Genomic DNA, 25,060 nt, shown 5'->3' with positions numbered 1-25,060 from the left:
CCGCGAAAGCGGGAATCTCTTCACCGTTGAGGCCGCACCGAGATCCCCGCTTTCGCGGGGATGACGGCTGACAGGAGGGAGTCACTCCTATCCTCACCCCTCGGTCGGGGTCGCGGGCAGGTCCTTCCCCGCGGCGATGGCGTCGATCAGCTTGACCACCCAATCCTGCGGGTAGGTCGCGTTGGTGACGCCGCCCTCGGGCGTGTGGGCCAGCCAGTAGTCGAGCTTGGCCTGCTCCACCACCACGGTCGGCAGGCGCAGGTCCTTCGGCACGTCCTTGCCGGCCAGGATCTGCTGCGCCACCCAGAAGGCGACCTGGGCCGAGCCGGGAGCGATCGACAGGCTCATCGTCTCATAGCCGCTGGCGGTCTGCTCCTTCCACCACTTCAGCTCCTCGTAGCGGTTGCCCATGATGATCAGCGGCTCCTTGCGCCCGGCCGCGGCGAACGCCTGGGCCACGCCGTAGCCGTCGCCGCCCTGGGTCACCACCGCGTCGACCTGCGGCAGGGTCGGCAGGATGCCGGCGACCTCACGCTGCGCCACGGTCTGGGTCCAGTCGCCATGCACCGAACCGACGATGGAGAAGCCGGGATGGGCCTTCACCCCGTCCTCGATGCCCTTGTGGATCTCGTCGTCGACGAAGACGCCGGCCAGGCCGCGGACCTCCAGCAGCTTGCCGCCCTTCATCCGGCCGGAGAGGTAGTCCATCTGGGCCTTGCCCATGCCAGCGAAGTCGATGGCGATGCGCCAGGCGCAGGGCTCGGTGACGATGCCGTCGAAGGAGACGACCACGATGCCGGCGTCGCAGGCCTCCTTGACCGCGCCGTTGACCGCGGTCGGCGACGCCGCGTCGATCACGATCGCGTCATAGCCCTGCAGGATCATGTTCTGGATCTGCGACGCCTGGTCGGTCGGCGAGTTGTCGGCGGTGGTGAAGGCCGGCGCCTCGGCCACCAGCTTCTTCTCGACCGCGGCCTTGCCGACCTCGTCCCAGCTCTTCAGCATCGCCTGGCGCCAGGAGTTGCCGGCGTAGTTGTTGCTGAGCGCGATCTTCTTGCCCGAGGTGTCGCCGGTGGCCGCGCCGTCGGCCGCCTGGGCGAGGCCCGAGACCGCGGCGACGCCGCAGCTCAGGATCGCCGCGAGGGCGAGGGATGTGGCGGTACGCATATGAGGGGTCCTCCCTGGAAACTTCTGCCCGGCGCTTCGGCCTGGGCCGGCAATATCCTATTTATCGGACAAATTGACAATGACCTGAGATGATTACCAAATGTGCATGTTTGGCGCAGTCATAGGACTCTTTTCTGGCCCTGACGGTTGCGGCCCTAAACCCGCGTGGTCGGGCTTGACGGGGGCCGCCGCGCCTCCAGCAGGTCCTTGGCCAGGAGTTGCGCCGCCCGCGACCCGGTGGCGCCCTTGCGGGCCACGATCTCGAACGGCGCATCATAGTCCAGGATGTCCGGCAGCAGCGGCCGCAGCCGCCCCGCGGCCACCCAGGGTGCGGCGTAATGCACCGGCAGGAAGCCGAGATAGCCGCCCGACAGGATCAGCACCGCCTGCGCCTCCATGGCGTCGACCGTGGCCGCGGCCGAGGCCTCGGACAGGCCGAGCCGGGTCAGGTCGCTGAGGTTCCAGTAGCCGCGGGTGATCAGCCGCTCGCGCCGGATCTCGGGCAGCGTCTCCGGCGTGTCGGGCACCGCGAACAGGCGGTGTCCGGCGCCGCAGTAGAAGCGGTGCCGCTCCTGGTACAGCGGCGTGTAGGTCAGGCCGGCGACACGGCGCGGGAAGCTGCCGACCGCGAGGTCCAGCTGGCCGTCGAGCAGCCGCTTCTCCAGCATGGGCGGGGTGTCGATGGTCAGGTGCAGATGCAACCGGTGGTCGCGGCCGCCGAAGCGGCGCAGCGCCGGGATCAGCGGCGACCCCGGATCGCCGGCGGTGGCGTCGAGCAGCCCGACCCTGAGGTCGCCGGCCAGCCGGGCGTCCAGCGCAGAGGCCTCGCCGCGGAACGCCTCGACCGCGTCGAGCAGCCGCCGTGCAGCCTCGTAGACCGCCCGGCCCTTCTCGGTCAGGCGAAAGCCGGCCCGGCCGCGTTCGCACAGCCGGGCGCCCAGCCGCCGCTCCAACTGCGCCATCTGGGTCGAGACGGTCGAGGCGCCGAGGTTCAGCGCCGCCTGGGCCGCGGCGAAGCCACCGGCATCGACCACGGTCACGAAGATCCGCAAGAGCCGCAGCTCGACGTCCGTGACGTTCTTCATGGGGTCACGTTCTTCATACGGACGAGATTACATCGAGAATCTGCGAAGTGAACGTCGTGTCAGCGCTATTTTTCGGCGGCGCAACATGCGCCATCCTTCCGGCAACGAAACAGTGCGAACAGCGAGGCTTCGAGTGCCCTGGACCTTGGATTCCGAGACCGGCGTGCTGCGCGACGTGCTGCTGGCGACCCCGGACCACTATTCGTGGCAGCCGACCAACAGCATCGCCCGGGCCACGCTGGAGGCCGGGTCGGCCTATGACCACCAGCGCGTCCAGGGCCAGTACCGCCAGATGGTCGACGCGCTCGAAGGTGCCGGCGTCGCCTGCCATTACCTCAAGGTCGAGCCGCACCTGCCCTACCAGGTCTACACCCGGGATTCGAGCCAGGTGACGCCCTGGGGCCCGGTGGTCACCCAGCTGTTCCGGCCGCAGCGCCGCGGCGAATACGCGGCGGTGATCGAGTTCTACCAGCAGCATGGCGGCATCTGGCGCTATTCCACCGACGGCACGCTGGAGGGCGGCGACATCCACATCATCCGCCCCGGGCTGGTGCTGATCGGCAGCTCCGGCGAGCGCACCAACGAGGCCGGCGCCCGCCAGTTCGCGCGCTGGTTCGAGGCCGAGGGCTGGGAGACCCGGGTCGAGCCGTTCCCCGAGCATTTCCTGCATCTCGACGTGATCTTCTGCATGGCCGCGGACGGGCTGGCCGTGGCCTGCACCGAGGTGCTGGACGACGGGCTGCTGGACTGGCTGAAGGCACACCGCATCAAGCTGGTCCCGGTCACCTACAAGGAGGTCATGGCGATGGGCTGCAACCTGCTGGCGCTGGGCCACGACCGGGTGCTGTCGCCGAAGCACAGCAGCCGGGTGAACGCCCTGCTGCGGGCCGAGGGCATCACCGTGCTGGAGCCCGAGTTGGACCTGCTGGCCGCCGGCGGCGGCAGCATCCATTGCATGACCATGCCGCTGCGCCGCGATCCGGTGTAAGCAGAAACCATGACGACGCTCAACCCGCTCCTCGCCGCCGTGGCGGCCCCCCCGATCGCCGAAGCCCAGCGCTGGATCCAGGGCCGCAGCTTCCCTGCCGACCGGCCGTTGGTCGACCTGGCCCAGGCCGTCCCCGGCTACGCCCCGCCGGATAGCCTGATCGCGCATCTCGCCGATCGATTGCGCGACCCCGCGATGCACCGCTACACCGAGATCCTGGGCGTGCCCGCCCTGCGCGCGGCGCTGGCGGCGCGCTTCGCCCGGTTCTACGGCGGCACCATCGACGCCGCCCATGTGGCGATCACCGCCGGCTGCAACCAGGCCTTCTGCCTGGCGATGACGGCGCTGGCGCAGCCTGGCGACCGGGTGATCCTGCCGCTGCCGCACTACTTCAACCACAAGATGTGGCTGGACACGCTGGGCATCGAGGCCGCGCCCCTGGCCTTCCGGCCCGAGTCCGGCGGCGTGCCGGATGTCGAGGAGGCGGCGGCCCTGATCACCGACCGCACCCGCGCCATCGTGCTGGTGACGCCGAACAACCCGACCGGCGCAATCTACCCGGCGGCGACGCTGCGCGCCTTCTACGACCTGGCGAAACGCCGCGGCATCGCCCTGGTGCTGGACGAGACCTATATCGACTTCCTGCCGACCGACGCCCGGCCGCACGACCTGTTCGAGGACCCGGACTGGGCCTCGACCCTGATCCACCTCTACAGCTTCTCCAAGGTCTTCGCGATCACCGGCCACCGCGTCGGCGCCCTGACCGCCGGCCCGGCGCTGATGGCCCAGGTCGAGAAGGCGATGGACTGCGTCGCCATCTGCGCCCCACGCATCGGGCAGGAGGCGGCGCTGTTCGGGCTGGAGCAGCTGGGCGGCTGGGTCGCGGCCAACACCGCGGCGATGCGCCGCCGCGCGACCGTGTTCCGCGACGCCCTGTCGGGGCTGGAGGGCTGGCGGCTGGTCAGCCTGGGCGCCTTCTTCGCCTATCTCGAGCACCCCTTCCCCGGCCGCGGCGCGGTCGAGGTAGCCCGCGACCTGGCGCTGCGGCACAATCTCTTGACCCTGCCGGGCAGCATGTTCGGGCCGGGCCAGGACCGGTTCCTGCGCGCCGCCTTCGCCAATGTCGGCGACGACGTTGCGCCGGTCGTCGCGGCCCGGCTGACGGATGCGCTGTCGTCCCGCGACGCTGCGTAAGAAAACACCGCACAAGAAGACATCAGGAGGCTTCATGACCCGCGAGATCTATCGCTTCTCCCCGAGTCGGCGGACGCTGCTCAAGCTGTCCGCCGCCGGCGCCGCCCTGGCCGTCGCCGGCCGGGCGCCCTTCGTGCATGCGCAGGAGCGCAGCATCAAGATCGGCACCTATGGCGGCTATTTCGAAGAGAGCTTCGGCAAGCACGTCTTCCCGGAATTCACCAAGGCGACCGGCATCAAGGTCGAGGGCGTTGGCGAGCCGACCGGCGAGGCCTGGCTGGTGCAGCTGCAGACCGCGGCCAATGCCGGCGAGGCCCCGGCCGACGTGTCGATGATGGCCCAGGTCGCGATGCTGCGCGGCATCAAGTCCGGGCTGTGGCAGGCGCTGGACCCGGCGAAGATGCCGGGCGCCGCGAAGGTGTTCCCGGAGTTCCTCAACAAATACGACGATGGCCGTATCGCCGGCGTCGCAGCGGTGGCTTGGTTCATCACCCTCGTCACCAACACCGAGACCTACAAGGACGCGCCGACCAGCTGGGCCGCCCTGTGGGACAAGGCGAATGAGGGCAAGCTGGGGCTGATGGCGCTGGCCAGCAACTCGTTCCTGCTGGAGATCGCCGCCCACACCCATTTCGGCGGCAACAGCGACATCCTGGCGACCAATGAGGGTGTCGAGAAGGTGCTGGCCAAGCTGGCGGAGCTGAAGCCGAACGTGTCGTTGTGGTACCGCGACGAGGGCCAGTTCCAGAACGCCCTGCAGTCGGGCGAGATCCCGATGGGCGAGTACTATCACGACGTCACCGGCCTCGCGATCAAGGACGGCTTCCCGGTGCGCTCGACTTTCCCGAAGGAAGGCGGCGTGTCCGACCGCGGCTCCTGGGCCGTCACCAAGGCGTCGAAGAAGCTGGAGGAGGCGCATGTCTTCATCGACTACATGTGCCAGCCAGCCCAGCAGGAAACGCTGTCGCGCAAGGTCGGCACCGCACCGATCGTGCCACGCGAGATTTTGAGCCTGTCGGCGGAGGAGTTCGCCGCCGTCTCCAGCGACGTCAAGCCGATCATCCCGGACTACAAGCTGTACACCGAACGCGGCGACTGGGTCGCGGAGAAGTGGACGGGTATGATCACCGGCTGATCGAGCCCCGCCCCGGCCGGACCGCTGGCCGGGGCCTTTACCTCCGAGACAGGACCCGCGCCGCATGCACGAGCTCCGCCTCCAGGGCATCGCCAAGGATTACGGCCGGGTCACCGCCGTCACCGACGTCGACCTGGCCGTCCCGGCCGGTAAGCTGGTCTGCTTCCTGGGCCCGTCGGGCTGCGGCAAGACCACGCTGCTGCGCATCATCGCCGGCCTGGAATCGCCGACCAAAGGCCAGCTGCTGCTGGACGGGCGCGATGTCACTCCGGTGCCGACGCATCAGCGCAACTTCGGCATGGTGTTCCAGTCGCTGGCGCTGTTCGACCACCTGACGGTTGGCGAGAACATCGCCTACGCCCTGCGCATCCGCGGCGCCGACAAGGCTACCCAGCGCAAGCGGGCGGAGGAGCTGCTGGCCCTGGTGCAGCTGCCGGGCGTGGCCGACCGTCATGTCTCGCAGCTGTCCGGCGGCCAGCGCCAGCGCGTGGCCATCGCCCGCGCCCTGGCGATCGACCCCCGCCTGTTCCTGCTGGACGAGCCGCTGTCGGCGCTGGACGCCAAGCTGCGCGAGGCGATGCAGATCGAGCTGCGGCAGCTGCAGCAGCGCCTGGGCGTCACCACCATCCTGGTCACCCACGACCAGCGCGAGGCCATGACCATGGCCGACATCATCGTCGTCATGGGCAAGGGCCGGATCCAGCAATCCGGCGCGCCGCTGGAGATCTATCGCCGCCCGGCCAATGCCTTCGTCGCCGACTTCATCGGCACCGGCAACCTGCTGCCGGTCCGGGTCGACGGCGGGACCTTACGCCTCGGCGACACCGTGCTGACCGCGAGCGAGGGGCTGGGCGGTCTCGCTTCCGGCGCCGGCGCCACCCTCCTGGTGCGGCCGGAGGAGGTGCAACTGCGCCCGGCCGGCGAGGCGGGCCCGAACCGGGTCGCGGGCACGGTCGATTTCGTGCGCGATGTCGGCAATTCGGTCGAGGTCTATGTCGACTGCGCCGGCACCCGGCTGGTCGCCGCCGCCGCGCGCAAAGACTTGCCGCCGATCGCGGCCGGCCAGAGCATCACGGTCGAGCTGCCGCCCGAATCCTGCGTGGTGCTGGCGGCATGACCGCACCGGCCATGACCACGGCCTCGGCCGCCCCGGCGACAACCCATAACGCCCCTCATGGCCTGGTCGCCCGGTTGCCGGCGTTGTGGCCGGCGGCGATGCTGTGCGTGTTCTTCCTGGTCCCGTTCCTGATCATGGTGGCGTTCAGCTTCTACCACCGGGTCGAGGGCGGGCTGTACGAGCCGGCCTTCGAGCTCGACAACTATGCCCGGTTCTGGACGCCACTGTTCACCCGGGTGCTGGGCTTCTCGCTGATGATCTGCGGTCTGGCCGCCGTGGTCTGCGTCGTCGCGGCGGTACCCTTCACCTGGTGCCTCAGCCGCACGCCCCGTCGGGCGCAGGTGGCCTGGCTGGTCTGCATCCTGTCGATCCTGTCGCTGTCCGAGGTCATCATGGGCTTCGCCTGGTCGATCCTGCTGTCGCGGTCGGCCGGGCTGTCCAACCTGCTGGTCACGCTCGGCATCCTTGATACACCCGAGGCCTGGACGCCCAGCTTCGGCGCCCTGCTGATGGGGCTGTGCTTCATCGGCTTCCCCTATTCGGTGCTGATGCTGTACCCGGCGGTGAACCGCCTCGACCCCGAGATCACCGAGGCCGCCCGCACTCTGGGCGCCTCGCCGCTGCGCGGCTTCTTCACCGTGGTGATCCCGTCGCTGCGCCAGGCGATCCTGGCCACCGCCATCCTGGTGTTCGTCTTCACCCTCGGCTGCTATGTGCTGCCGCAGGTGCTGGGCAAGCCGGAGCACTGGACCCTGTCGGTGCTGATCACCGACCAGGCGATCTACCAGTCGAACATCCCCTTCGCCGCGGCGCTGGCGGTGTTCCTGGTGCTGGTCAGCCTGGCCCTGATCGGGCTGACCCTGCTGCTGGGCCAGGGCCGCAAGCCGGCCGGGGGGCGCTGACCATGGGCCGCGTCCTCTCCCGCCTCTATATGGGCCTGATCGGGGCCATCCTGCTGGCGCCGATCATCGTCATCATCGGCGTGTCGCTGAACGAGAAGAAGCGCCTGCTGTTTCCGCCGCAGGGCCTGTCGGTCGCCTGGTACGGCGAGATGCTGCGGGACCCGGAATGGGTCGGCGCGCTGGGCCACAGCGTGATCATCGCCGTGCTGGCCGCCGCCCTGTCGGTGTCGATCGCGCTGCCGATGGCCTGGTATCTGTGGCGCTGGAACCCGCGCTGGGGCCGCGCCCTCTACACCCTCGGCATCGCCCCCTTCATCCTGCCGCCGGTGGTCTCGGCCCTGGGCTTCCTGATCTTCTGGCAGATCGTCGGCCTGTACGGGCACATCGCCGCCACCATCGTCTCGCACGGCATCTTCTTCGTCACCCTGCCGCTGGTGAACATCGCCCTGGGCCTGGCCTCGATCGACCGCGCGGCGGTGGAGGCGGCGCGCACGCTGGGCGCCGACGAGCGCACGGTGTTCCGCACCATCGTACTGCCCTCGGTCAGGCCTTACATCATCTCCGGCTACGCCTTCGCCTTCGTGCTGAGCCTGAACGAGTACATCATCGCCTACATGGTGGCGGGGTCGACCGTGGAGACGCTGCCGATCAAGATCTTCAACGCCCTGCGCTACGGCTACACCCCCGTGATGGCAGCGGTGACGGCGCTGTTCGTGGTGGTGGCGGCGCTGGTGTTCTCGCTGGTGGCGTGGCGCGGCGACCTGCCGCGGCTGTTGGGCGCCAGCCGGCCACCGCGCTGAACTATCCTGCCGTTTCCCTTCCGATTCGGCGGTTGCGACAGATCCATGCCTTTTGCCTTGCTGCAGCGCCTCCTGCTGCCGATCGCCCTTGTGCTGGGCGCCGCCGCCCCGGCGGCCGCCATGGACGTCAAGAACAGCTTCAGCGACGGCTTCGAGGGCGGCCGGATCATGTCGCAGGTCTGGGCCCCCTGCCAGCGCGACGAGGGCTACTTCTTCATCGAGCAGTCGCAGGTCCGCTCCGGCAGCTATGCCGCCGGCATGGCCCTGCTGCCGACGCCGGACCTGCCGCCGGCGATCGAGCCGCTGGACATCGACCACAGCCGCAGCGGCTGCCGGGACCCGATGCCGATGGTGGAGTTCGACCCCGGCCATGACCAGCGGGCCGAGCTGTGGCTGCAGCCGACCGCGCCGAAGGGCACCGACCTGTGGTACGGCTTCAGCTTCCGCGTCGACGCGCCGCCGTCGCCCGAGGCCGATGCTAGGCGCCTGGTGGTCGGCCAATGGAAGCAGAGCGGCCCGTACAGCCCGATCCTGGGGCAGCGCTTCCGCAACCGGAAATTCTACCTGACAGTCGAGCAGGACGGCCCGGCGCCGTTCCAGCAGTGCCGGGTGCCGATCGCCTGGGAGGACGGCTACGACTTCTCGGAATTCCCCGGCCGCCGCCCCTTCCTGCATGACGGCTTCGACGGCGACGGCAACAAGCTGCCGCCCGACTACAGCGCCGACTGCACCCGTGGCCTGACCATCGACCGCAAGGCACCGCTGCCGCAGGCCTTCGGCGCCTGGGTCGACATGGTGGTGCACATGCGCATTTCCGCGACGCCCGACGACATCGTTGAGGTGTGGGCCAACGGCCAGCCGATCGTCACCGTCCGCGGCCCGCTGGGCTACCGCAACAGCGGCAAGCAGTACTTCAAGATCGGGCCATATCGCGACCCGGCGGACACGCCGGTCGTCGTCCGCCTCGACAATTTCGGCCTGGGCCACAGCTTCGACGAGGTCGATCCGCGGCGTTTCGACAAATAGGCCCGGCGCGGCTTGGCGGCACCCGGGCGGGCCCCTATCGTGCGTGGCCCGACACCAACCGCGATGATCATGCTCGCAGCCCTGTTGCGGCAGCCGATGCTGCCGGTCGTCCTGCTCCTGGCCAGCCTGCTCCCGACCGCCGCGCCGGCGATGGCGGCCGAGATCTCGGACGGCTTCGAATCGGGGCGCATCGACCCGAAGGTCTGGGCCCCCTGCCCGCGCCAGGAGAACCGCTTCTTCATCGACGACACGGTGGTCCGGTCCGGCCGCTACGCCGCCGGCATGGCCTTGCTGCCGGGGGATGCGGTGCCGGCCGCGATCCCGCCGATGGAGGCCAGGCGGCGGCGCAGCGGCTGCATGGACACCATGCCGGGCGCGGTGTTCGCGCCGGAGCGCGACCAGCGCGCCGAGCTGTGGCTGCAGCCGGCCGAGCCGAACGGCGCCGACCGCTGGTTCGGCTTCAGCTTCCGCATCGACGAGCCGGTGCGGACCGACGGCAACCGCCTGATCATCGGCCAGTGGAAGCAGAGCGGCGGCCACAGCCCGATCCTGGCGCAGCGCTTCAAGAACGGCGCCTTCCACATCACGGTCGAGCAGGAGGGCCCGACGCCGGGACAGCAATGCCGGGTGCTGGTGGCCTGGCAGGACGGCTACGACTTCTCGGACTTCCCGGGCTATCCCAGCTTCCTGCATGGCGGCGAGGACACCGTCGGCGGCAGGCTGCCGACCGACCGCCGCGGCGACTGCAGCCATGGGCTGACCATCGACCGCAAGGGGCCGCTGCCGTCGCCCTTCGGCGCCTGGGTCGACATGGTGGTGCATCTGCGCGTCGCCGCCGGGCCCGACGACCTCATCGAGATCTGGGCCGACGGCCGTCCGATCGTCACCATCCGCGGCCCGGTCGGCTTCCGCGATGGCGGCGCCCAGTACTTCAAGTTCGGGCCCTATCGCGACCCGTCGCCCAACCCGCTGGTGGTGAGGTTCGACGACTTCTCCCGTGGCGGCAGCTTCGCCGAGGTCGACCCGCGGCGCTTCGACCAGTAGCGCCGCGGCCGTGGCTGCTTTCGAGGCAGGCCTCGCCGCCGCGATGGAGGACGGCGAGGCCGGGCCGGCAATCCGCTAGGCCGGCTGGGGTTTCCCGATGGCCGGGTCGCTCCAGGCTTCGTCCGCGGTCTGGACACGGCCGCTGAAGCGCCGCAGGAAGCCCGGTTCCGACTTCAGCCGGACGCTCACGTCAAACCAGGACAACGACCTCGACACTGAAAAATGCAGTTCCTCTGTGGACCGGGCCCTGACGGACTGCGTTCTGGTCAGGGAATTGTAGGCCTCGGACACTTCGAATTCACACGGCCGGTCGTCGGAATTCCGCAACGTCACCCGAACCCCCCTGCCATCCCGGTCGTAGTCGAGCCGGACTTCGGGCTTGCGACGCCGATTGGGCTGATCCGCGATGCCCTTGAACTCCGCGAGATAGCCATCCGGGCCGAAGACGCTCCAGTGATACTGGCCGTCCACGTCGTCGGGCTGCAGGGTGGCGGTGAGCGATCTCCCGCCTTCGACCGTGTAGTGGTAGGCCGCCTGGCGATCCTGCCCCGGGTTCCGGTAGGCGATGAAGTGGGCGCCGACCTTTCCGAGATTGTCGAAATCGATGCCGAACTCGCCGTCGCGCGTGACGTTCTCGTGGACGAAGAAACGATATGGCAGCGGGCAGGCCGCCCGCTTGAACGGATAGGTGACGCTGGGGAGGGCCTGAGGGTTCGGCACCGCCAGGGGGCCAGTGCCATTTTTCAGCGGGGTCGGCACGGTCTTCACCGCCGCCGGCCAATTCTTCCCGCCGCTGAAGTCGAAGGCCGATGTCAGGTCGCCGCACACCGTCCGGCGCCACGGGGAGATGTTCGGGCACCGGATCTTGCGGGGATCGGCGCCCTTGGCGATCTGCCATTCCTCGAGGAAGCGCAGCACCGAGGTGTGGTCGAACAGCTGGGAACACACCCGCCCGCCCACGCTCCAGGGCGAGATCACCAGCATCGGCACGCGCGGCCCCAGGCCGACCGGGGTCGTCCCGGTCATGATTTCATCCGCGCCGCATTGCGCCAGCGTGGTCTGGCCATAGGCGTTGGTGATCGGCGGGATGGGAGCCGGGACGTGGTCGAAATAGCCGTCGTTCTCGTCATACATGATTAGGAAGACGGTCTTGGCCCACACCTTCGGGTTCTGGACGAGGGCGTTCAGGATGGCCGCGGTGAAGTTCTCCCCATCCCCCGGAGCCGCCGACGGATGCTCGCAATATTTGTAGGGCGCCACGATCCAGGACACCTGCGGCAGGCCCTCGGGCGATTCCATCGCCTTCTGGAATTGGTCGATCACACTCTCTCCCAGCACCGTGCTCGAAGCGGCGAAGGTCCGGCCGTGCTCATAGAGGCCCTTGAATCTGTCGTCCCGCGATTGACTGATCGGCTTTCCGGTGCTGTCGATGCGGAAATTCTTGAAGTACTGCAGATAGTTGTCGCCGTAATTGTCGTATTCCTGGAACACCTTCCAGCTGACGTCGTTCTTCTCCAGCACCTCGGCATAAGTCAGCCAATCCGCCACGCCGGCGGCGACTGCCGTCTTCTTGGCGGTCGGCGAATCGCCATACATGGCAGGGGTGATCTTGGAATTGTTGTCGTTGCGGATATCGGCGACGTAGACCTCATTGCCCTTGTCGTCCCGGCTGTAGTTGTCCGGGAAATTCATCGGCGGAGGACAGGTGCCGGACCAGAGATAGAGCCGATTGGGGTCCGTCGCAGCAAAGACGGAGCAATGGTAGGCGTCGCAGACCGTGAAGTTGTTCGCCAGCAGAGTGTAGAACGGCAGATCCTCCGGGGTGAGATACCCCATCGTCTGCTTGCTCTTGAGCGGGACCCAGACGTCCCAATCCTGCCAGATGTCCTGGGATGCCTTCCAGCTGTGGTCCAGGTCGCCGGCGTATTGGAAGTTGGCGGTTCCGGCCGTGCCGCTGAGTGCGAACGGCAGGACGTAGCGGGATTGCCGCTTGCTGCGATCCGGCTGATACCACGTGTCCTTCGCGGTCCATTTGTCATGCGAGACGTGGTCGCTGATCTTGACGGTGGGATTGGTGCCTTCGGGCTGGTACCAGACCGGCTTGCCGCTCGGCAGCGGAACCGGCCGCGGGTCACCGAATCCCCGCACGCCCGGCAGCATGCCGAAGTAATGGTCGAACGACCGGTTCTCCTGCATGAAGATGACGACGTGTTCGACATCCCGGATGTCGTTGTGGACGCGATGAGGTTCGGTGGCCAGTGCCCGCTGGACGAGGTCCAGCCAGGCGGAACCGCCCGCGGCGACGCCCACCGAGGCGGCGCTCATGCGAAGGAAATCACGGCGTTTCTGTGTGACCATGGGGTGCGACCTCGGGGAGATGTCAGCGCGAGAGAATGGGGGGCTGATAGTTGCGCGCGCCACGGTTACACAAAGACTGTTACCCTTTTACGTCAAGATTCGAAGCCGAATCCAATATTGATCGGCACACCGAAATCCATTTGCGCAACGTCCTTATCGATGAATGCTTCCCTGAGGCTTCCACGTCCGCGGTGTCGCCGCGCCCGGCTCTTGTGCCTCAGTAGCGGTGGGGCACGTAGAGTTCCTCCGGCAGCGTGCGGCGCTCGTAGTTCGGGTCGAACACCCGCTCCGGCAGCGCGATCTCCTCATGCGGCACCTCCTCATAGGGGACCACCGACAGCAGGTGCGACATGCAGTTCAGGCGCGCCCGCTTCTTGTCGTTGCCTTCGACGATGTGCCAGGGCGCCTCGGGAATGCTGGTGCGCTCGAACATGGCCTCCTTGGCCTTGGTGTACTGTTCCCAGCGCACGCGGGACTGCAGGTCCATGGGCGACAGCTTCCACTGCTTGATCGGGTCGTGGATGCGCATCAGGAAGCGCAGCTGCTGCTCCTCGTCGGTGATGGAGAACCAGTACTTCACCAGGATGATGCCGGAGCGCAGCAGCATGCGCTCGAACTCCGGCACGTCGCGGAAGAAGTCCTCGACCTGGCCTTCGCTGGCGAAACCCATGACGCGCTCGACGCCGGCGCGGTTGTACCAGCTGCGGTCGAACAGCACGATCTCGCCGGCCGCCGGCAGGTGCGGCACATAGCGCTGGAAGTACCACTGGGTCTTCTCGCGGTCGGAGGGGGCGGGCAGCGCCACCACCCGGCAGGTGCGCGGATTGACGCGCTGGGTGATGCGCTTGATGGCGCCGCCCTTGCCGGCGCTGTCGCGGCCCTCGAACAGGACCACCATCTTGAGGCCCTTGTATTGCACCCAGTCCTGCAGCTTCACGAGTTCGCTCTGAAGCCGCAGCAGCTCGTTGAAATAGGTGTGGCGGTCGAGGCTGTGCTTCTTGCGCGTCGCCAGCAGGGCGCGCAGCTCGGGCGCGATGCGGGCGTCGTCGACCGCCTGCTCGAGCTCCTCGTCCATGTCGTCCTCGAGCTCGATCTCGAGCCAGCTGCGGGTCCCGGTGTCTTTCAGCTCGGTCATGTGCCTGTCTCCTGCTGCTCACCCCCATGTACCTGGAAGGTTATGCAGTTTGGTGACAGCCGTCGCCGGTCGGGCCGGTCCGGCCGATGAAATGATGGGCCGACGTCCTTTTCCGACCCGAGAGGAAAGGCGCGGCGCCTCTCCCGCCACCCCTCCCTCGTCATTGCGAGCGCAGCGAAGCAATCCATCGGGCCGCTCGTACCGGCGCCATGGATTGCTTCGTCGGCTTCGCCTCCTCGCAATGACGATTGGGGGGGCGGGTGAGGCGACTCAGACAGCTCTTCGCGTTGCCTCTCCCGCCTGACGGGAGAGGCCGGGCGTCCGCAGGACGACCGGGTGAGGGCGGGCCCAGGCCTCGACAAAGAGCCCTCACCCGGAGCCGCTTCGCGTCTCCGACCTCTCCCGCAAGCGGGAGAGGCAACGCGAACGGAGCGCCCCTCAACTGCTATCTGGCTTGCGGGCCGGCGGGGCGGGCTCGCCGGGCTCGGGCGCTTCGGGAGGCGGATCGGTGAGCGCCTCGTCCAGCGGCTCGGCGGCCTCGTCCCCGGCGATGACCTCGTCCCAGCCCTGGGGCAACCGGCCCGGCTCGCGGCCGAGGCGGCGGCAAATGCGCCGCACGATCTCGTCGATCGGCAGGGTGTCGAGTTCGACGTCCAGCGGCTCGGTCTCGGTCAGGCTCTCCCGCGGTGCGGCGGCCGGGCTCTTGGTGCCGTCAGCCGGCCGCTCGGGCCCCAGCGCCTCGGCCACGGCGCGGGCGACCTGCGCCCGCCGCCGCTGCCGGCGCTCCTGGATCTCGGCGGCGGCTTTCTCCGCCGCGTCCTTGCGGGTCCGGTAGGCCTCGCGGATGCGCTCGGTCATGGCGATGGTCAGGCGGACGGCACGGGCGATCCGCGCCTGCGACAAGGCGAAGTCGATCACCGGCGGCTCGGACCGGTTCCCGGCCACGATGTGCTGGCCCTCGAGCCGGCGGGCGGTGCGCATGTCGATGTCGACCAGCTCGCGCAGCGTGCCCAGCGCCCACACCGTCCACGCCCGGTCGGGGTCGACCGGCGGGGTCTCGGCAGGGGCGGCGTCGATCGGCGCGGTGTCCATGGAACATATCATGAACAAAACGGACCGCTTGCGCAATGAACAAAGTGTTTACGGGACGACGGGCGCGCCGCCCCTCCCCCTCCGTCATTGCGAGGAGGCGAAGCCGACGAAGCAATCCATGGCGCCGCCTGGCATGGATTGCTTCGCTGCGCTCGCAATGACGATGAGGGGGCGGAAAGGCGACGCCATCCGGACGCAACCGCCCCCGTCAGGTCATCGCGAACACCGGCACGCGGTCGCCGACGCCGCGGAGGGTCAGGGCCTGCAGCGTGGCGTCCACCCCGCGCGCGGACAGCAGCCGGGCCGAATCCGCGTCCCGGACGATCGCCTGGGTGGCGAAGATGCTGTCCTCGGTGGCCAGCGCCTGCACCCGCGACGCGATGTTGACGGTCTGGCCGAAATAGTCCTGGCGATCGTTGAGGTTCACCGCGAGGCACGGCCCCTCATGGATGCCGATCTTCAGGATCAGCTCCTCCGCCCCCCGCCGCGCGTTGAGCTGGCGCATCGAGTCGCGCATGCGCAGCGCGGCCGAGACGGCGCGGCGCGGCTCCGGGAAGGTCGCCATCACGGCATCGCCGATGGTCTTGACCACGGCGCCGGCTTCGGACGCCACGATCTCGTGCAGGACCTGGAAGTGGGAGCGCACCAGGTCGTAGGCGACGAGGTCGCCGACCCGCTCGTACAGGTCGGTCGACCCCTTCAGATCGGTGAACAGGAAGGTCAGGCTCATGATCTTGAGCCGCTGTTCGACGTCGAGCGTCTCGGTGCGGTAGAGGTCGCGGAAGGTCTGGTTGGTCAGCAGCCGCTTGGCGGTCAGGAACGGGCGGCGGCCGCCGATCAGGCTGCACATCTCCGGGCCCGCGACATAGACGCCGACCAGGGCCCGGCGCTCGGTGCGGTTGTCCAAGAGGAGGCGGAGCGGCCCCGGGGCCAGGGTGGTGCGGCCGACTTCGGCACGGGCGCTGGTGAAGATCATCGTGATCTCGCGACGGTCCGCCGTCGGCTCGCCCGCGCTCTCGACCAGATGCGCCGTGTGGGTCACCGGGTCGAAGATGATGACGGTCTCGGCCGGAAGCTGCAGGGCCAGGATCATGCGTTCGCCGGCCTTCAGCTCGACGGCCTCCAGCAGGGCCTTGCGGCTGAGCGCGTCGAACATGCCCGGCTCGGGGAAGGCCAGGCCGGACCCGTAGAACACCTGCCGGTGGTAGTCCCAGAAGCCGAGGCTGTCGGGGTCGTGGGCACCGATGCTGCGGATGCGGGGGCTGACGGTGAAGCTGACCTCGACCGTGTCGTCGAGCGTCGGCTCGCTGTCCAGCGCGCAGAACGCGCAATGATAATCCTGCTGCCGCACGCTCTTCAGCGTGGCGTTGGCGCCGAGCACGCCGCCGCAGCTGGGGCACAGGATGTTCCAGGACATCTCGAACAGGCCCAGCCGCGACGCGTGCAGCAGGGCCGCGATCACCTTCTCCTCATCCAGGCCGCAGGCAGTGGCGAGGCCCAGGGCGTTGAGGCGCGCGAGCTCCTCGTCGCGGCCGTTGCGGACGAGGTCCTCGATGGCGTCGACCACGCCGGCGTCGGCCGAGCGGCGCAGGGCGTCGAACAGGGCGTCGTTGTCGTGCATGGCCGGAGCATACCTCTCCTCAATCGTCATTGCGAGGAGGCGAAGCCGACGAAGCAATCCATGGTGCCGCCTGGCATGGATTGCTTCGCTGCGCTCGCAATGACGATGTTTAGGAGTCCTGAAAGGTCCCTACCGCCGTCCGCCGAACAGCGAGCCGAGCACGCCGCGCACCAAAGCGCGGCCGATCGAGCTGCCGAAGGTGCCGCCGGCGGTGCCGCCGACGCTGCGCCCCAGGCTGCGACCGAGCTGGGTGCCGACCGAGCTGCCGGCGCTGCGCACCACGTCCTTGAAGATCGATTCCACCATGCTGGGCCCGGCCTTCGCCTGGGCCTTGGCCTCGGCGGCGGTCGTGGCCTGCTGCTGGGTCTCGGCCGCCCGCGCCGTCAGCTTCTCATAGGCCGACTCGCGGTCGATGGCGGTGGCGTATTTGAGGTCCAACCCGCCGGCCGCGATCGCCGTGCGGCGCTCGGCATCGGTGATCGGGCCGATGCGCGACACCGGCGGGCAGACCAGCGCCCGCTCGACCACCTCGGGGATGCCCTTGCCGTCGAGGAACGAGACCAGCGCCTCGCCCACCGCCAGCTCCTGCAGCGCCTTGACGACGTCGAGCTTGCCTTCGGTGCGGAAGGTGTCGGCGCTGGCCTTCAGCGCCTTCTGGTCGCGCGGGGTGAAGGCGCGCAGCGCGTGCTGGGCGCGGTTGCCCAGCTGGGCCAGCACCTTGTCCGGCACGTCGATCGGGTTCTGGGTGACGAAGTAGACGCCGACGCCCTTGGAGCGGATCAGCCGCACCACCTGCTCGACCTTCTCGACCAGCGGCTTGGGCGCGTCGTCGAACAGCAGGTGCGCCTCGTCGAAGAAGAACACCAGCTTCGGCTTGTCGGGATCGCCGACCTCGGGCAGGCGCTCGAACAGCTCGGACAGCAGCCACAGCAGGAAGGTGGCGTAGAGCCGCGGCGCCTGGATCAGGGTCTCGGCCGCCAGCACGTTGACCACGCCGCGCCCGTCCGACCCGGTGCGGATCAGGTCCATCAGGTCGAGCGCGGGCTCGCCGAAGAACGCCTCCGCCCCCTGCTGCTCCAGCACCAGCAGCTGGCGCTGGATGCTGCCGACCGAGGCCTTGGAGACGTTGCCGTAGGTGCCGGTGAAGGTCGACGCGTTCTCGGCGACATAAGCCAGCAGCGCCTGCAGGTCCTTGAGGTCGAGCAGCAGCAGCCCGTTCTCGTCCGCCGCCTTGAAGGCGATGTTGAGCACACCCTCCTGGGTGTCGTTCAGCTGCAGCAGGCGCGACAGCAAGAGCGGCCCCATCTCCGCCACCGTGGCGCGGATCGGGTAGCCCTGCTTGCCGTAGAGGTCCCAGAACACGGTCGGGAAGCCCTGGAAGGCGAGGTCGCTGAGGCCGAGCGCCGCGGCCCGTTCGGCCAGCTTCGGATTGGCCGTGCCGGGCTGGCAGATGCCGGCGATGTCGCCCTTCACATCGGCGACGAAGACCGGCACGCCGGCGCGGCTGAAGCCTTCGGCCAGCACCTTGAGCGACACGGTCTTGCCGGTGCCGGTGGCGCCGGCGATCAGCCCGTGCCGGTTGCCGAGGCCGAGCAGCAGCTGGTGCTCGCGCTGGCCCTTGGCGAAATACAGCCCGGTCTGGTCGCTCATCCTGTCTCCCACGGCCATGCGGCCGACATGTCTGGACGATGGTCCGCCCGTCGCGCAGGGTATGACGGCTGGGAGGCACAATGAAGACCCTGATCCTGCTGCGGCATGCGAAATCCGACTGGGACGACCCCGAGCTGGCCGACCACGACCGGCCGCTGGCGGCGCGCGGCCGCGAGGCGGCGCCGAAGATGGGCGAATGGCTGAAGGCGCATGGCCCGGTGCCCGACCTCGTGCTGTGCTCGACCGCCACCCGCGCCCGGCAGACCCTGACTTTGGCGCTGGAGGCCTGGGGCATCGCGCCGGAGACGGCGTTCGACCGCGGCCTCTACCTGGTCGGCGGCGCCGGGGTGCTGGCCCGGCTGCGCCAGGCGCCGGACGCCGCGGCGGTGGTGATGGTGGTCGGCCACAACCCCGACACCGAGCAGCTGGCGCGCCGGCTGACGACCAAGGGCGAAGCGGCGGCGCTGGCCCGGCTGGCGGGCAAGGTGCCGACCGCGGGGCTGGCGGTGATCGAGCTGCCGATCGATCGCTGGGCCGAGGCCGGCGGCAGCGGCCGGCTGGTGGCCTTCGAGACGCCGAAGACGGTCGGCGCCGTTCCGGAGGACGATTAACTCCTTGTAAGGAATGGATCTTTTCGACGGACACGACGTTATCCGGCGTGAAGTCCATGCACCCCCGATCGGGTGTGGACCGCAACCGGAGAACCCTCGTGATGTCGCCCACGCCTGCACGTCTGCTCAAGCTCGCCGCCGCCCTGGCCGCGGCCGCTTCCCTGGCCGGCTGTGTCGTCTATCCCGTGCGGCCCGCCTACTACGCCCGGCCGGCCGTGGTCTATGCCCATCCTGTCCCGTATGGCTACTATCGCTGAGCGTCCGCGCGGCCGGGCCGCCGCGCGGAGAGCGGCGGCCCGGCCGGGGACCAGCCTTCAGCGGATGCCGGCGAGATATCCCAACAGCGCGTCGGCATCCTCGAACACGACGTCGAGCGCGCCCGCCAGCATCGGGTTCAGCCGGGCGCCGAGGAAGGCGGCCCGCGAATCGGTGTGCAGCCCGACCAGGCGGCGCCCCGGCTTGGTCAGCTGACGATGGGCATAGGCCATGCCGAGCTCGATCGCGGCACCCTCGTCCGGCACCCGTCCGTCGAGCACATACAGCAGCACGTCGCAGGCGAAGACTTGGTCGCGGTCGGTGTCGAACAGGACGCGGCGGCGGTCTTCCGGCGTCATCGAGGCCCAGGGCTCGCGGCGGCTCTCGACCCCATCGCGCTGCGGCAGGAACACGTCGAAGCCCAGCGCCTCGATGCGCTCGACCAGCACGGCGTTGAACACCAGCTCGGCCGCCGAGAACAGCGGCGCGGCGAAATACAGGCGCGGCATCAGGCGGCTCCGATCACGGCAAGGGCGGCGCGGTGCAGCGCCGGGGTGGCGGCGGCCAGCACCTCGCCGGTCGAATTGAGCCCCAGCGGCTTGCCCTGCCAGTCGGTGATGACCCCGCCGGCGCCCTCGATCACCGGCACCAGCGCCATGTAGTCATAGGGCTGCAGGTCGCGCTCCATCACCAGGTCGATGCAGCCCAGCGCCACCAGGGCGAAGGCGTAGCAGTCGAGGCCGTAGCGGCGGTGCTTCACCGCCCTGGCCAGCCGGCCGAAGGCCTCGGCGCTGGCGCCCGAGAACATCTCCGGCGAGGTGGCGGACAGGATGGCGTGGTCCAGCCCGCCGCAGTCGCGGGTGTGGCACACCTTCCCGTCGGCCAGGGTCGGGTGGCCGGCATGGCCGGTAAAGCGTTCGCCCAGCGCCGGCATCTCGATCACCCCGACCACCGGGGTTCCGTTCCGGACCAGGGCGATCAGGCTGCCGAACATCGGCACCCCGGCGATGAAGGCGCGGGTGCCGTCGATCGGGTCCAGCACCCAGACCAGGTCGCGGTCGATGCCCTCGCCGCCCTGCTCCTCGCCCAGGATGCCGTGCTCGGGATAGCGCTCGCCGATCATCTGGCGCAGCTGGCGCTCGACCGCGCGGTCGGCCAGGGTCACCGGCGAGGCGTCGGCCTTGTCCTCGACCGCGATGCCGGTGCGGAACCAGCGCATCGCCACCGGGCGCGCGGCGTCGGCGAGGCTTTCGGCGAAGGCGACGAAGGGATCGGCGGTCATCGGACGGACTCGTTCAGCGACGGGCGGGCGGGAGGGCCGCAGCCTCGCTGGAAACGACGGATGGGGCAAGCCTTGACCGGACGTCAGCCCCTGAGCGCGTGCGCCAGGGCCAGGATCTCGTCCGCCCCCTTGGTGCTGGGCGCGGTCTCGACCAAAGTGCGGCCGGTCAGCATCGCCGCGGCGAAGCCGGTGCGGTTGCCGATGCGCTCGGCCAGCACCGGAATCCCGAGCTTGGCGATCTCGACCTCCAGCGCATCCGCCATGCTGGACCGCGCCGGCACCCGGTTCAGCACGATCAGGGCCGGCACCTTCTCCGCCGCCGCCAGGGCCAGGGTCGGCTGGGTCGCCCACAGATCCATCGGGCTGGGCTGGACCGGCACCAGCAGCAGCTGCGCCGCGCGCACCGCGATGCGGGCGTCGGAGGAGGCGTGCGGCGGGCTGTCGATCAGCACCACGTCGTGGCTGGCGCGGGCCTTGTCGACCTCGGCCGGCACGCGCCAGCCGGTGATGTGCTGGTGGCTGAAGCCGGGGTTGGCGCCGCGCGCCTCGACCCAGCGGCTGAGGCTGGCCTGCGGGTCGATGTCGATCACCGCGACCGTGAGGCCGGACCGGACGAAGGCGACGGCGAGATGGGCGACCAGCGTGGTCTTGCCGGCCCCGCCCTTCTGCTGCGCCACGGTGATGGTTCGACCGGCCATTCTTGTTCTCCTGCTGTGGAAGCACTGTCGCGCGACTTTTGTTGCAGTGCAACATGATATCACCGCAGGCCTTCGGCCCTGCGTCGGGGATGTCCGATTCACTGTCTGCGCATGGCACCCCGGCGCCGGATCGGGCTATAGAACGACGCATGAGCACCCCCGAGACCGACCCGATCCGGACCGAGATCGTCGATGACGGCCCCAGCGGCATCGCGCGCGCCGCCGCGCTGCTGCGCGAGGGCCGGCTGGTGGCCTTCCCGACCGAAACCGTCTACGGCCTGGGCGGCGACGCCACCGACGACCGCGCCGTGGCCGCGATCTTCGAGGCCAAGCGGCGGCCCAGCTTCAACCCGCTGATCAGCCACCTGGCCGAGGCCGAGCAGGCCGAGGACCTGGTGCTGTTCGACGCCCGCGCCCGGCGCGTGGCCGAGACGCTGTGGCCGGGGCCGCTGACCCTGGTGCTGCCGCGGCGCGCGGACGCGCGCGTGTCGCTGCTGGCCTCGGCCGGGCTGGACAGCCTGGCCATCCGGGTGCCGGCGCATCCGGCGGCGCGCAAGCTGCTGGCCGCGGTCGGCCGCCCGGTGGCGGCGCCCAGCGCCAATGTCTCGGGCGCGGTCAGCCCGACCACGCCGCAGCATGTCCTGGACGGGCTGTCCGGCCGGGTGGCGATGGTGGTGGCCGGCGGCCGCTGCGCCGTCGGGCTGGAATCGACCGTGCTGGACCTGACCGGCGACCAGCCGGTGCTGCTGCGCCCCGGCGGGGTGACGGTGGAGGAGCTGACCGCCCTGCTGGGCCCGATCGCGGTGCCGGAGAAGGATCCGGACCGCCCGGCCTCGCCCGGCCAGCTGGCCAGCCACTACGCCCCGCGGGCGCAGGTGCGGCTGAACGCCGGCGCAATCGGCCCGGGCGAAGTGCTGCTGACCTTCGGCCCCGACCTGCGCAGCGGCCCGAAAGTGATGAACCTGAGCGACAAGGGCAACCTGGCCGAAGCGGCGGCAAACCTGTTCGCCATGCTGCGGGCACTGGACAAGACCGGCGCCGGCACCATCGCGGTGGTGCCGATCCCCGAGACCGGCCTGGGCGCCGCGATCAACGACCGCCTGCGCCGCGCCGCGGCACCCCGCCCGTAGGGAACCGGACCATGAACGATGCCGCGCTGATCGACCAGCTGATCGCCCTCATCGGCCCCCAGGCCGTGCTGCGCGATGCTGCTGACCTGGAACCCTATCTGCAGGAATGGCGCGGCAACTACCGCGGCACTGCCGGGGTCGTGGTGCGGCCGGGGTCGACCGCCGAGGTCGCGGCGGTGGTCAAGCTGTGCGCCGGCCGCGGCATCGGCATCGTGCCGCAGGGTGGCAACACCGGGATGGTCGGCGGCGCCGTGGCCGAGGCCGGCCAGATCATCCTGGCCACCGACCGGCTGACCGCGATCCGCGAGCTGGACGCCGAGGGCGACCACATCACGGTCGAGGCCGGGGTGGTCCTGGCCCAGGTCCAGGCGGCGGCGGAGGCGGCCGACCGGCTGTTCCCGCTGAGCCTGGGCGCCGAGGGCAGCTGCCGCATCGGCGGCAACCTGTCGACCAACGCCGGCGGCACCGCGGTGCTGCGCTACGGCAGCATGCGCAACCTGGTGCTGGGGCTGGAAGTGGTGCTGCCCGACGGCCGGGTCTGGGATGGGCTGCGGGCCCTGCGCAAGGACAACACCGGCTATGATTTGAAGCAGATCTTCATCGGCGCCGAGGGCACGCTGGGCGTCATCACCGCGGCGGTGCTGAAGCTGTTTCCGCGCCCGCGCAGCGTGGCTGCGGCGCTGGTGGCGGTGCCCGACCCGGCGGCGGCCGTGGCCCTGTTCGGCCGCGCCCGGGCCGAGGCCGGCGGCGCGGTGACCGGGGTCGAGCTGATGCCGCGCCTGGCGATCGACTTCGCCCTGCGCCACGTGCCCGGCGTCATCGACCCGCTGGCCGAACCCCACCCCTGGTACGTGCTGCTGGAGCTGTCCTCCACCGCGGCCGACGCGCCGCTGGCGCAGCAGCTGGAATCGATCCTGGCCCACGCCCTGGAGGCCGGTCTGGTGGACGACGCCGTCATCGCCGCCAGCGAGGCCCAGCGCCGCACCTTCTGGCACCTGCGCGAAGCRATCGTCGAGGGCCAGCGCCACGAGGGCGGGTCGATCAAGCACGACATCGCGGTGCCGGTGGCGCGGGTGCCGGCGTTCCTGGAGCGGGCCACGGCGGCGGTCGAGGCCGCGATTCCCGGTGCGCGGGTGGTGCCGTTCGGCCATCTCGGCGACGGCAACATCCATTTCAACCTGAACCAGCCTGAGGGCGCCGACCGTGCCGCCTTCATGGGGCGCTGGGCGGAGATCAACCACCGGGTGCACGACATCGTCGCCGCGATGGGTGGGTCGATCAGCGCCGAGCACGGCGTCGGCCTGCTGAAGCGCGACGAGGTCGCGGAGCGCAAGCCGGCGATCGAGATCGAGCTGATGCGCCGGATCAAGCAGGCGATCGATCCGGCCGGGATCATGAACCCGGGCAAGGTGGTCCGGGCCTGAGCATACCGCCTTTGCTTGTCATGCCACGGCTTGACCGTGGCATCCAGGGGCGGCCAGAGCGGCTCTTCGTGGCCCCTGGATTGCCCGGTCAAGCCGGGCAATGACAATGAAGGGGGTGGCTTTGCACCCCCGGTGTAAGCCTGCGCCGCAGCACCTGGCCGGCCATCAGGCCCGCGCCAGCACCCATTCGAAGCTTTTCCGGTAGAGATCGGCCGGGATGTCCGTCTCGAGCATCTTGCCCAGATCGGACAGCAGCACGCCTTTCAGCGAATTCCGCCAGGCCTGGTCCGCCTGCCACATCACCCGGGCGATGGAGCAGGCCTTGGTCTCGCAATGTCCCGTGGGCCGGCAGGGGTTGTTCTTCCGGATCTCGCTGCAGACGAAGGTGGAGCTTTTGCCCTCCACCGCCTCGACGATGTCGAGGAAGCTGATCCGGTCCGGCCCCCTGGCCAGGCGGTAGCCCCCGGCTGGACCCAGGGTGCTTTCGACGATCTTGGCCTGAGACAGGCCCTGCAGCGCCTTGGACAGGTATTCCTTCGGCACGCCGTGGAATTCCGCGAGGACCTTGGTCGCCAGGTACCGGCCGGCCGGGAGCCCTGAGAGTATGGCGCAGCAGTGCAGCGCCCACTCGACCTGGCTTTTCAACTGCATGCGCTGGGTCCTGCCTTATCCGGTCCGACCGATGCGTCGGATGAGCCCGGTGCGGTCGCGCGGCCGATGGTGATGCAATTCCCCGCAGCGATCAACGGAACCACGATCCGGGCCCGGGACGTGGCCGCCTGCCCTACTTGTCGTCGGTGGTCAGCACCGTCTCGTCGGTGTCGACCACGAACACGGCCAGCAGGCTCGCCGGCTCGGTCGCGCTGGCATTGGCGCTGACGCCGTGATGCGCGCCCGGCTCTTCGTAGAAATTCTCGCCGGCGTGATAGACCTTCTCCGGCGCGCCGTTGACGCTGCTGCGGATCGCCCCCTGCAGCACCGTGGCGTAGATGAAGGCGGAGTGGGCATGGGTGTGCCCGGGCGACGCGCCCCCCGGCTGGTACTCGACCAGCACGCCCTTCATGCTCTTGCCCGGCACGTTCGGCAGCGCGCGGTCGAACACCACCGACACCTTGGCCTTCTCGGCCGCCCAGCCATCGGCCGAGGCCACGGTGACGAGGAGGCCTGCGAAAGCGAGGCCGCAGAGGATTCTGGTGAACATTCTCGATCTCCCGGGTGGCACGCAGGGCCGGCAGGGCCCGGGCGAACGGGGGCCGTCGGCCAAAGTCATTAAGGATATGAAGAATCCTTAAGGATCTTAAGTATCCTTAATTGGCGGCGGCGTAAAGCGCCTTGTCGGCGGTCCG

24 protein-coding genes are annotated in these 25,060 nt (G+C 69.5%); 12 read left to right on the top strand and 12 right to left on the bottom strand.

The genetic code is table 11. From position 1 onward, the window contains the following. Positions 1–93: 93 nt before the first annotated feature. Both AB4112_RS08330 and AB4112_RS08325 read right to left on the bottom strand, forming a co-directional pair. Positions 94–1,167 carry an ABC transporter substrate-binding protein gene (locus tag AB4112_RS08330; protein WP_441718511.1) on the bottom strand — a complete coding sequence of 358 codons (1,074 nt, stop codon included), beginning with the start codon at positions 1,165–1,167 and terminating at the stop codon, positions 94–96. 155 nt (positions 1,168–1,322) lie between these two features. Continuing rightward, the gene (locus AB4112_RS08325; RefSeq protein ID WP_441718508.1) at positions 1,323–2,252 is read right to left on the bottom strand and encodes a LysR family transcriptional regulator; all 930 of its coding nucleotides are present in this window, start codon (positions 2,250–2,252) and stop codon (positions 1,323–1,325) included. Positions 2,253–2,385: 133 nt separating this feature from the next. Between AB4112_RS08325 and AB4112_RS08320 the strand changes: the two genes are divergently transcribed. From AB4112_RS08320 to AB4112_RS08285, 8 genes are all read left to right on the top strand, one after another. Beyond that, positions 2,386–3,240 (top strand): dimethylarginine dimethylaminohydrolase family protein, encoded by an 855-nt coding sequence (locus tag AB4112_RS08320; protein WP_441718505.1) that lies wholly within the window; start codon positions 2,386–2,388, stop codon positions 3,238–3,240. A 9-nt stretch (positions 3,241–3,249) separates the two neighbouring features. After that, positions 3,250–4,434 (top strand): aminotransferase, encoded by a 1,185-nt coding sequence (locus AB4112_RS08315; protein WP_309791502.1) that lies wholly within the window; start codon positions 3,250–3,252, stop codon positions 4,432–4,434. Between the two features lie 34 nt (positions 4,435–4,468). After that, a complete protein-coding gene (locus AB4112_RS08310; RefSeq protein WP_309791501.1) occupies positions 4,469–5,569 on the top strand; it encodes an ABC transporter substrate-binding protein in 1,101 nt (366 codons plus the stop codon). 64 nt (positions 5,570–5,633) lie between these two features. After that, positions 5,634–6,686, top strand: a complete 1,053-nt coding sequence (locus tag AB4112_RS08305) for an ABC transporter ATP-binding protein (RefSeq protein ID WP_309791499.1) — start codon at positions 5,634–5,636, stop codon at positions 6,684–6,686. Further along, positions 6,683–7,588: an ABC transporter permease gene (locus tag AB4112_RS08300; protein ID WP_309791498.1), complete on the top strand. Its 906-nt coding sequence runs from the start codon at positions 6,683–6,685 to the stop codon at positions 7,586–7,588. Before AB4112_RS08305 ends, AB4112_RS08300 begins: the two co-directional genes overlap by 4 nt. A gap of 2 nt (positions 7,589–7,590) precedes the next feature. Beyond that, positions 7,591–8,388 carry an ABC transporter permease gene (locus tag AB4112_RS08295; protein ID WP_309791496.1) on the top strand — a complete coding sequence of 266 codons (798 nt, stop codon included), beginning with the start codon at positions 7,591–7,593 and terminating at the stop codon, positions 8,386–8,388. A 45-nt stretch (positions 8,389–8,433) separates the two neighbouring features. Continuing rightward, complete coding sequence (locus AB4112_RS08290) at positions 8,434–9,414, top strand: heparin lyase I family protein (RefSeq protein ID WP_309791495.1); 981 nt, start codon at positions 8,434–8,436, stop codon at positions 9,412–9,414. A 63-nt stretch (positions 9,415–9,477) separates the two neighbouring features. Further along, positions 9,478–10,458, top strand: coding sequence for a heparin lyase I family protein (locus AB4112_RS08285; RefSeq protein WP_309791493.1), 981 nt, complete (start codon positions 9,478–9,480; stop codon positions 10,456–10,458). Positions 10,459–10,533: 75 nt separating this feature from the next. Here the strand turns inward: AB4112_RS08285 and AB4112_RS08280 are convergent, their stop codons facing one another. The 5 genes from AB4112_RS08280 to AB4112_RS08260 form a co-directional block, all read right to left on the bottom strand. Beyond that, the gene (locus AB4112_RS08280) at positions 10,534–12,816 is read right to left on the bottom strand and encodes a phosphocholine-specific phospholipase C (RefSeq protein WP_309791492.1); all 2,283 of its coding nucleotides are present in this window, start codon (positions 12,814–12,816) and stop codon (positions 10,534–10,536) included. 217 nt (positions 12,817–13,033) lie between these two features. Next, on the bottom strand, positions 13,034–13,951 hold the full coding sequence (gene ppk2, locus AB4112_RS08275; protein ID WP_441718497.1) for a polyphosphate kinase 2: 918 nt from the start codon (positions 13,949–13,951) through the stop codon (positions 13,034–13,036). Between the two features lie 438 nt (positions 13,952–14,389). Beyond that, on the bottom strand, positions 14,390–15,043 hold the full coding sequence (locus tag AB4112_RS08270) for a hypothetical protein (protein WP_441718494.1): 654 nt from the start codon (positions 15,041–15,043) through the stop codon (positions 14,390–14,392). Between the two features lie 208 nt (positions 15,044–15,251). Then, positions 15,252–16,664 carry an adenylate/guanylate cyclase domain-containing protein gene (locus AB4112_RS08265; RefSeq protein WP_441718492.1) on the bottom strand — a complete coding sequence of 471 codons (1,413 nt, stop codon included), beginning with the start codon at positions 16,662–16,664 and terminating at the stop codon, positions 15,252–15,254. Between the two features lie 129 nt (positions 16,665–16,793). Continuing rightward, positions 16,794–18,314 carry a helicase HerA-like domain-containing protein gene (locus AB4112_RS08260; protein WP_441718489.1) on the bottom strand — a complete coding sequence of 507 codons (1,521 nt, stop codon included), beginning with the start codon at positions 18,312–18,314 and terminating at the stop codon, positions 16,794–16,796. Positions 18,315–18,394: 80 nt separating this feature from the next. On the opposite strand from AB4112_RS08260, the gene AB4112_RS08255 reads away from it, so the two are divergent. Further along, entirely contained in the window at positions 18,395–18,925 is a 531-nt protein-coding gene (locus AB4112_RS08255; protein WP_441718486.1) for a SixA phosphatase family protein, read from the top strand. A gap of 101 nt (positions 18,926–19,026) precedes the next feature. After that, positions 19,027–19,182 (top strand): hypothetical protein, encoded by a 156-nt coding sequence (locus AB4112_RS08250; RefSeq protein ID WP_441718483.1) that lies wholly within the window; start codon positions 19,027–19,029, stop codon positions 19,180–19,182. Positions 19,183–19,239: 57 nt separating this feature from the next. On the opposite strand, the gene AB4112_RS08245 is transcribed toward AB4112_RS08250, so the two are convergent. The 3 genes from AB4112_RS08245 to parA all read right to left on the bottom strand — a co-directional run bounded on the left by AB4112_RS08245 (position 19,240) and on the right by parA (position 21,160). Beyond that, positions 19,240–19,689 (bottom strand): nucleoside 2-deoxyribosyltransferase, encoded by a 450-nt coding sequence (locus AB4112_RS08245; protein WP_309791480.1) that lies wholly within the window; start codon positions 19,687–19,689, stop codon positions 19,240–19,242. Beyond that, positions 19,689–20,462 carry a histidinol-phosphatase gene (gene hisN, locus AB4112_RS08240; RefSeq protein WP_441718480.1) on the bottom strand — a complete coding sequence of 258 codons (774 nt, stop codon included), beginning with the start codon at positions 20,460–20,462 and terminating at the stop codon, positions 19,689–19,691. The genes AB4112_RS08245 and hisN overlap by 1 nt, the downstream gene beginning before the upstream one ends. Positions 20,463–20,545: 83 nt before the next feature. Further along, positions 20,546–21,160: a ParA family partition ATPase gene (gene parA, locus AB4112_RS08235; RefSeq protein ID WP_309791476.1), complete on the bottom strand. Its 615-nt coding sequence runs from the start codon at positions 21,158–21,160 to the stop codon at positions 20,546–20,548. A gap of 149 nt (positions 21,161–21,309) precedes the next feature. Between parA and AB4112_RS08230 the strand changes: the two genes are divergently transcribed. Together AB4112_RS08230 and AB4112_RS08225 are read left to right on the top strand one after the other, a co-directional pair. Next, positions 21,310–22,290, top strand: coding sequence for an L-threonylcarbamoyladenylate synthase (locus AB4112_RS08230; RefSeq protein ID WP_441718477.1), 981 nt, complete (start codon positions 21,310–21,312; stop codon positions 22,288–22,290). An 11-nt stretch (positions 22,291–22,301) separates the two neighbouring features. After that, positions 22,302–23,714, top strand: coding sequence for an FAD-binding oxidoreductase (locus AB4112_RS08225; protein WP_441718474.1), 1,413 nt, complete (start codon positions 22,302–22,304; stop codon positions 23,712–23,714). Between the two features lie 165 nt (positions 23,715–23,879). Here the strand turns inward: AB4112_RS08225 and AB4112_RS08220 are convergent, their stop codons facing one another. Both AB4112_RS08220 and AB4112_RS08215 read right to left on the bottom strand, forming a co-directional pair. Next, a complete protein-coding gene (locus tag AB4112_RS08220) occupies positions 23,880–24,365 on the bottom strand; it encodes an RrF2 family transcriptional regulator (RefSeq protein ID WP_309791471.1) in 486 nt (161 codons plus the stop codon). A 133-nt stretch (positions 24,366–24,498) separates the two neighbouring features. After that, positions 24,499–24,915 carry a cupin domain-containing protein gene (locus AB4112_RS08215; RefSeq protein ID WP_309791469.1) on the bottom strand — a complete coding sequence of 139 codons (417 nt, stop codon included), beginning with the start codon at positions 24,913–24,915 and terminating at the stop codon, positions 24,499–24,501. Positions 24,916–25,060: the final 145 nt, after the last annotated feature.

The organism is Inquilinus sp. 2KB_23, from assembly GCF_052115705.1.
Lineage (GTDB): Bacteria > Pseudomonadota > Alphaproteobacteria > DSM-16000 > Inquilinaceae > Inquilinus > Inquilinus ginsengisoli_A.
Note: the sequence above shows the minus strand (reverse complement) of the source record. Positions and strands in the feature narration are given on the sequence as shown.

Coding starts and splice junctions, on each gene's coding strand:
- AB4112_RS08330 (WP_441718511.1), bottom strand. CDS start 1,167: ATGCGTACCGCCACATCCCTCGCCCTCGCGGCGATCCTGAGCTGCGGC.
- AB4112_RS08325 (WP_441718508.1), bottom strand. CDS start 2,252: ATGAAGAACGTCACGGACGTCGAGCTGCGGCTCTTGCGGATCTTCGTG.
- AB4112_RS08315 (WP_309791502.1), top strand. CDS start 3,250: ATGACGACGCTCAACCCGCTCCTCGCCGCCGTGGCGGCCCCCCCGATC.
- AB4112_RS08310 (WP_309791501.1), top strand. CDS start 4,469: ATGACCCGCGAGATCTATCGCTTCTCCCCGAGTCGGCGGACGCTGCTC.
- AB4112_RS08305 (WP_309791499.1), top strand. CDS start 5,634: ATGCACGAGCTCCGCCTCCAGGGCATCGCCAAGGATTACGGCCGGGTC.
- AB4112_RS08300 (WP_309791498.1), top strand. CDS start 6,683: ATGACCGCACCGGCCATGACCACGGCCTCGGCCGCCCCGGCGACAACC.
- AB4112_RS08295 (WP_309791496.1), top strand. CDS start 7,591: ATGGGCCGCGTCCTCTCCCGCCTCTATATGGGCCTGATCGGGGCCATC.
- AB4112_RS08290 (WP_309791495.1), top strand. CDS start 8,434: ATGCCTTTTGCCTTGCTGCAGCGCCTCCTGCTGCCGATCGCCCTTGTG.
- AB4112_RS08285 (WP_309791493.1), top strand. CDS start 9,478: ATGATCATGCTCGCAGCCCTGTTGCGGCAGCCGATGCTGCCGGTCGTC.
- AB4112_RS08280 (WP_309791492.1), bottom strand. CDS start 12,816: ATGGTCACACAGAAACGCCGTGATTTCCTTCGCATGAGCGCCGCCTCG.
- ppk2 (WP_441718497.1), bottom strand. CDS start 13,951: ATGACCGAGCTGAAAGACACCGGGACCCGCAGCTGGCTCGAGATCGAG.
- AB4112_RS08270 (WP_441718494.1), bottom strand. CDS start 15,043: ATGGACACCGCGCCGATCGACGCCGCCCCTGCCGAGACCCCGCCGGTC.
- AB4112_RS08265 (WP_441718492.1), bottom strand. CDS start 16,664: ATGCACGACAACGACGCCCTGTTCGACGCCCTGCGCCGCTCGGCCGAC.
- AB4112_RS08260 (WP_441718489.1), bottom strand. CDS start 18,314: ATGAGCGACCAGACCGGGCTGTATTTCGCCAAGGGCCAGCGCGAGCAC.
- AB4112_RS08255 (WP_441718486.1), top strand. CDS start 18,395: ATGAAGACCCTGATCCTGCTGCGGCATGCGAAATCCGACTGGGACGAC.
- AB4112_RS08250 (WP_441718483.1), top strand. CDS start 19,027: ATGTCGCCCACGCCTGCACGTCTGCTCAAGCTCGCCGCCGCCCTGGCC.
- AB4112_RS08245 (WP_309791480.1), bottom strand. CDS start 19,689: ATGCCGCGCCTGTATTTCGCCGCGCCGCTGTTCTCGGCGGCCGAGCTG.
- hisN (WP_441718480.1), bottom strand. CDS start 20,462: ATGACCGCCGATCCCTTCGTCGCCTTCGCCGAAAGCCTCGCCGACGCC.
- parA (WP_309791476.1), bottom strand. CDS start 21,160: ATGGCCGGTCGAACCATCACCGTGGCGCAGCAGAAGGGCGGGGCCGGC.
- AB4112_RS08230 (WP_441718477.1), top strand. CDS start 21,310: ATGAGCACCCCCGAGACCGACCCGATCCGGACCGAGATCGTCGATGAC.
- AB4112_RS08220 (WP_309791471.1), bottom strand. CDS start 24,365: ATGCAGTTGAAAAGCCAGGTCGAGTGGGCGCTGCACTGCTGCGCCATA.
- AB4112_RS08215 (WP_309791469.1), bottom strand. CDS start 24,915: ATGTTCACCAGAATCCTCTGCGGCCTCGCTTTCGCAGGCCTCCTCGTC.